General features: G+C 70.3%; 6 protein-coding genes. 3 read left to right on the top strand and 3 right to left on the bottom strand.

Annotated features, from left to right (window positions below):
• Positions 1-191: 191 nt before the first annotated feature.
• Positions 192-890 (bottom strand): response regulator transcription factor, encoded by a 699-nt coding sequence (locus tag CH341_RS22885; RefSeq protein WP_111421300.1) that lies wholly within the window; start codon positions 888-890, stop codon positions 192-194.
• Positions 891-1,108: 218 nt separating this feature from the next.
• Between CH341_RS22885 and CH341_RS22880 the strand changes: the two genes are divergently transcribed.
• Positions 1,109-1,891, top strand: coding sequence for a HugZ family pyridoxamine 5'-phosphate oxidase (locus CH341_RS22880; protein WP_245431207.1), 783 nt, complete (start codon positions 1,109-1,111; stop codon positions 1,889-1,891).
• 66 nt (positions 1,892-1,957) lie between these two features.
• Here CH341_RS22880 and CH341_RS22875 read toward each other — a convergent pair whose 3' ends face one another.
• Complete coding sequence (locus tag CH341_RS22875; RefSeq protein ID WP_111421299.1) at positions 1,958-2,569, bottom strand: TetR/AcrR family transcriptional regulator; 612 nt, start codon at positions 2,567-2,569, stop codon at positions 1,958-1,960.
• 119 nt (positions 2,570-2,688) lie between these two features.
• Here CH341_RS22875 and CH341_RS22870 point away from each other — a divergent pair, with 119 nt between their 5' ends.
• Positions 2,689-3,510: an OmpA/MotB family protein gene (locus CH341_RS22870; protein ID WP_111421298.1), complete on the top strand. Its 822-nt coding sequence runs from the start codon at positions 2,689-2,691 to the stop codon at positions 3,508-3,510.
• 133 nt (positions 3,511-3,643) lie between these two features.
• Entirely contained in the window at positions 3,644-4,750 is a 1,107-nt protein-coding gene (locus CH341_RS22865; protein ID WP_245431206.1) for an alpha/beta hydrolase, read from the top strand.
• 104 nt (positions 4,751-4,854) lie between these two features.
• Here CH341_RS22865 and CH341_RS22860 read toward each other — a convergent pair whose 3' ends face one another.
• A complete protein-coding gene (locus CH341_RS22860) occupies positions 4,855-5,115 on the bottom strand; it encodes a hypothetical protein (RefSeq protein WP_111421297.1) in 261 nt (86 codons plus the stop codon).
• Positions 5,116-5,672: the final 557 nt, after the last annotated feature.

The following is a 5,672-nucleotide window of genomic DNA, read 5'->3' as shown; positions in this document are numbered from 1 at the left end:
CGGTCCCGGCACGCCCGCAGCCGCCGCGCGGGTCTCGACGGTGTCGGCGCTGTCGCGGTCGGCAAGTCGATCGAGCACGGGCCGTGCGCCTCGCGGGTTTCGTCAGGGCGTCTCGCCGGCCCGGCCCGGCACAGCCAGGGCCCGATCCGCGGGGCACGTCTCGGCCCCGCGCGACAACAGCGGCGGACGCGCTACTCCTTGAACCGATAGCCGACGCCGTACAAGGTCTCGATCATGTCGAAGTCGTCGTCGGTCTGCTTGAACTTCTTGCGCAGCCGCTTGATGTGGCTGTCGATGGTGCGGTCGTCGACATAGACCTGGTCGTCGTAGGCCGCGTCCATCAGGGCGTTGCGGCTCTTCACCACGCCGGGCCGCTGGGCCAGCGCCTGGAGAATCAGGAACTCCGTCACCGTGAGGGTGACGGGCTCGTTCTTCCAGGTGCAGGTGTGGCGCTCCGGATCCATGCGGAGCTGGCCGCGCTCCAAGACCTTGGCCGAGTCGGTCTCCTTCGGCACCGTCCCGTCCTTGGGGATGGCGCGGCGGAGCACCGCCTTGACGCGCTCGACCAGAAGCCGCTGCGAGAACGGCTTCCGGATGAAGTCGTCCGCCCCCATCTTCAGGCCGAACAGCTCGTCGATCTCCTCGTCCTTGGAGGTGAGGAAGATGACGGGCACGTCGGACTTCTGGCGCAGGCGGCGGAGCGTCTCCATGCCGTCCATGCGGGGCATCTTGATGTCGAGGATCGCGAGGTCCGGCATCGAGGTCTTGAACCCGTCCAGCGCCGAGGCGCCGTCCGTGTAGGTCATGATCCGGTAGCCTTCGGCCTCGAGCGCGATCGAAATCGAGGTGAGAATGTTCCGGTCGTCGTCGACGAGCGCGATGGTCGGCATGAGCCTCTTTCCCGTGAACGGGCAAACTCTTCGGGCCTTGAAGCCCGCAAAGCTGGGCCGAAATGTGACCCGGACGCCCCTCGGGCGGGGTGGTCCGGACTGCGCTTGCGAGCAAGGAGTCTAGTGATTCATTCGCAATTTCGCCATACCGGAGGCGAAATCGGCTGGAATTCGCCTGTCCCCCGGTGGCCGGACCAGCCCCGACCAGGAGACCGACCGTGACCCATGTCCAGCCGCCGCGGCCCGGGACCATGCCCGGGCGCCTGCCCGAAAACGCCAAGCTTCCCGAGGACTTCGATCCTGTCGCGGGGGCCCGCAGGCTGCTCCGCGCGACCCGCGCCGGCACGCTCGCCACCAACGACCGGAATACCGGCCACCCGTTCGGCTCGCTGGTCAACGTGGCGACCACGCCGGACGGCTCGCCCGTGCTGCTGATCTCGCGGCTCGCCACCCACACGGCGAATCTGGAGCGCGACGGCCGCGCCTCGATCCTGCTCGCGGCGACCGGCAAGGGCGATCCGCTCGCCCATCCCAGGCTCACCGTGCTGGGCAGCCTGGTGCGCGACGACGATCCCGTTCTGCGGCGCCGCTTCCTGGCGCGCCACCCCAAGGCCGAGCTCTATGCCGGCCTGCCCGACTTCTCGACCTGGCGCATGATCGTCGCGGCGTTCCATCTCAACGGCGGGTTCGCCCGCGCCGCCGACCTCGCGCCCGAGGAGGTCCTGACCGACCTGTCCGGCGCCGACGAGCTGCTGGCCGCCGAGGAGAGCGCCATCGCCCACATGAACCAGGACCACGCCGAGGCGGTGAAGCTGTACGCCACCGTGCTGGCCGGCGGCCCCGAGGCGGCCTGGACCGTGACGGGCCTCGACCCCGACGGCCTCGACCTCGCCGCCGGCGACCACACCCGCCGCCTCCCCTTCCCCGAGCGCATCACCACGGCGGCGGGGCTGCGCACCGTGCTCAAGCGCCTGGCCGACGCGGCGCGGTCCAAGGCCTGAGCCGCGGCGCACGCCGCGGGATGAAACGGCGCCGCCGTCTCTCGGCCGCGTGCCCCCCTCGTGCAGTCACCCGCCCGGGTTCGGGCGTGACACTGCAGCGATGAAGGCGCGCAGCGCTCCCACCACGTCCGTGGTGAGCGAGAAGCCGGCCTCGCCGCGCAGCCAGGCGTTCACCAGGCCGGAAAGCAGGCCGTAGCAGGCCAGGCCGGCGGTCGCCGCGGGCCACTCCGGCTTCAGCCGGCGGCCCCCCTCGGCGGCTTCGAAGATCGTCGTGATCGCCTGCCGCAGGTCGGCCTCGAAGCGGCGCAGCCGGTCGGGCGCCTCGGCGGCCGCGAAGGCCGCGAGCGTCGTCTCGAACTGCCGGTCGGCCGATCCCTGCTCCATGTCGCCGAACGCCCGCACGATGACGGCCTGGAACTCGTCGAGCGGCTCGAGATCCGGGTCCACCTTCACGCGATCCGCCAGCCGCTGCAGCGGAAGCCCGCGCCGGTCCGCCAGCGCCAGCAGCAGCCCGCGCTTGTCGTGGAAATGCCAGTGCACCGCGCCGCGGGTGAACCCGGCCGCCTCGGCGATCTCCTCGACCGACACGGCGGCGATGCCCTTCGCCCGAAACAGCCGCTCGCCAACGGCGAGGATGCGCTCGCGCGTCTGTCCGGCCTCCTCCTTGGTCCGTCGCATCGTCAGGATCCGATTAAGATGCCGTATACATACATCTGTTTGTATATTTCTGCACGAGGGGCGCGACCCGCCGGGGCGCTCCCGGCGGGCCCGGATCCAGGTTCAGCGGGAACGGTCGGATGGCAAGACGAAAAGACGGAGGGCACGGCGGCCACGGATGGTTCGTCACCTTCGCGGACCTGATGGCGCTGCTGGTCGCCTTCTTCGTGATGCTGAGCGCCCTGTCGACCCAGGACCAGCAGAAGATGCAGCTGGTCGCCGGCTCGATGCGCGACGCCTTCGGCGTGCAGAGCGCGATCCGCTATTCGGGCATCGTCGAGGTGCCGGGCCTGCCGACCCGGCCGAAGCTGAAGAACGCCGCCAACATCCCGCCCGAGGAGGCCTCGGCCACCCCGAGCCCCGACCAGCACGACCGCAACAGCATCGGGGTGCGATCGAAGCAGGACCGCGCCTTCGCGCTGGCGGCAGCGTCCCTGCGCCAGGCCCTGCAGGACATGCCGGAGCTGACCGAGGTCTCCAAGCACGTGATGATCGAGGAGACCCGCGACGGCCTCAATGTCGAGATCGTCGACCAGGACGGCCGCTCGATGTTCCCGGAAGGGTCGAGCGAGCCCTACGAGCGCACCCGCCGGCTGATCCAGCGGCTCGCCGTGCCGCTGAAGGCGACCGGCTTCCGCATCTCCATCACGGGCCACACCTCGGCCACCAGGACGCCGTTCAGACCCGGCTACGGCCCCTGGGAGCTGTCGTCCGAGCGCGCCCACGCGGTGCGCCGCACTCTCGAGGCGGAGGGCGTGCCGAGCGCCGTGTTCTTCGGCGTGACCGGCAAGGCCGACGTCCAACTGCTGTTTCCCGACGACCCCTATGTGTCCGCCAACCGGCGCATCACGATCTCGCTGATCAGCGAGGAGCCGCCGATCCCGTTCGAGCTGAAGCACTGAGGCGGCGCGAGACGCCGCGAGGTTTCGCGCGCCCGCCGTCGTGTTTCGCAACCCGAAACATCCGACACGGCGCGTGCACCGGCCGTGCGGCGGCGTATGATCCCGGCGTTCTCACTTCCGGGAGTTCCAACGAATGAAGACACTGCTCTTGGCCGGGCTGTCGCTCGGCCTTCTCGGCGCGTCGGCGCTCGCCCAGTCGCCCGCCCCCGCTCCGGCGGCCACGCCCGCCGCGCCCGCCCCGACCGGCCCGGTGCTGCCGAACCCGGCCGCCAAGAAGGAGCCGATCGCGCTGCGCGACATGGGCTCGTTCCACATCGGCGGCCGCATCGTCGAGGTCACCGGCAAGCCGGTCCGCGAGGTGCTGTTCGCGGCCGGCGGCACGCCCGCCAAGATGGACCCGAACGGCCCCTACCAGGTCGAGCAGATGTACGTGCAGTACTTCTTCCCGGCCAACCGCAAGGGCAAATATCCGCTGCTGATGTGGCACGGCGGCGGCCTCACCGGCGTCACCTACGAGACCACGCCGGACGGCCGCGACGGCTGGCTCAACATGTTCGTGCGCAAGGGCTGGGACGTCTACAATTCCGACGCGGTCGAGCGCGGCCGCTCGGGCTATCCGAGCCCCGACGTGTGGCCGAGCTCGCCGATCTTCCTGGCCCGCGGCAACGCCTTCGAGCGCTTCCGCATCGGCCAGGGCCCGGGCTCGTGGAGCCCCGACCCGGCCAAGCTGAAGGTGCTGCCCGGCAGCCAGTTCCCGGTCGAGGCCTACGACAACTTCGTCCGCCAGAACGTGCCGCGCTGGCTCGACAGCGACAAGCCGATCATCGCCGCCTACACGGAGCTGGTCGAGAAGGTCTGCCCCTGCGTGATCCTGTTCCACAGCCAGGCCGGCGGCTTCGCCTTCAAGGTGGCGCAGGAGCATCCCGACAAGGTCAAGGCGCTGGTGGCGGTCGAGCCGGCCGTGCCGGGCGATCCAGAGAAGGCGGCGGCGCTCAAGAACGTGCCGATCCTCATGGTGTTCGGCGACTTCATCAAGCAGGATTCGCGCTGGCCGGCGATGCGCGGCAAGGACGTCGCCTTCGGCGACGCCGTGAAGGCGGCCGGCGGCAGCGTCGACGTGATCGACCTGCCCGACGTCGGCCTCAAGGGCAACTCGCACATGCTCATGATGGACAAGACCAACGGCCAGGTCGCCGACCTGATCCAGGAGTGGCTGGTCAAGAAGGGCCTGGTGGACTGAACGGACGGCCGTACGGCCGTCCTGCGTCCTGATCACGACACGCGCTGATCAGGACGCATCCCACTTTCTTCGTCCGGCACTTTTTCCGTGTGACGCGGAGGCGCTCATTCGGAGCCGGAGTCGCGACCCGCGTCCGACGTCCCGATCGTCCGGATCCGGTCCGCGATCCGCCGCTCCTCGGCCGGGTCGATCTCGACGGGCGCGCTCGAATCGTCGGGGAGGCCGGGGCCGGTCTGCGCGATGGTGTCGTCGAGCGGCCGCGCATTGGCGCCCGCCATCCCGCTCCGATCGCGAGCATCGCGCGGCGCCTCGTCCTGTTCGCCGTTGCGCGGCGGGATGTCGGCGCGAGGGTCGTCCTCGGTCATGGCGGCCTCCTGTGCATCGAGGGACAACGGCCGCCGCCGGCAAGCCGTTCCGGCTCACGACCGCCACGCCACACGATCGTCCGCGCCGCGTTCGCGACCGCCGGCCAGCGCGCTACCACCGTCGCGGCGGCAGCGGTCGGCCGTTGTCGCCATCGCGGCCCCTCCGCACGGGTGTCCGGCCGAGGCTCCGGAGAGGCCCCCGCGATCTGATCAGGACACCATGCCGTCTTCGCGACGAATCACCCTGTTGTTTTGGCATGCGTGCCCCCCGTGAGCCGCCGGGCCGCCGGGGCGGCGCACCGTTGATCTTTCCCGGACCCGGCCGTACGATTTGGACAGGACATTCTCACGTCACGCACCGACCCGACTTTCGCAATCCGAACGTCTCTCGTCGCTCCAGTCCGATCTCCTTCGATCCAATGACTTCGCGGACGATCCCGACCGCCGACCCGGCGCCGGGCGCCACGCGACGACAACAACGACAGGGAGGGCCGCGCGATGACTCGCGAAGGCGTGACGCGGCGGTGGGCCACCGCAGCCGCGATGTGCAGCCTCGC

The sequence above is a fragment of the Rhodoplanes roseus genome (assembly GCF_003258865.1).
GTDB classification, from domain to species: domain Bacteria; phylum Pseudomonadota; class Alphaproteobacteria; order Rhizobiales; family Xanthobacteraceae; genus Rhodoplanes; species Rhodoplanes roseus.
The sequence above is the reverse complement of the archived record's forward strand: the minus strand, read 5'-3'. Positions and strand labels throughout refer to the sequence as shown.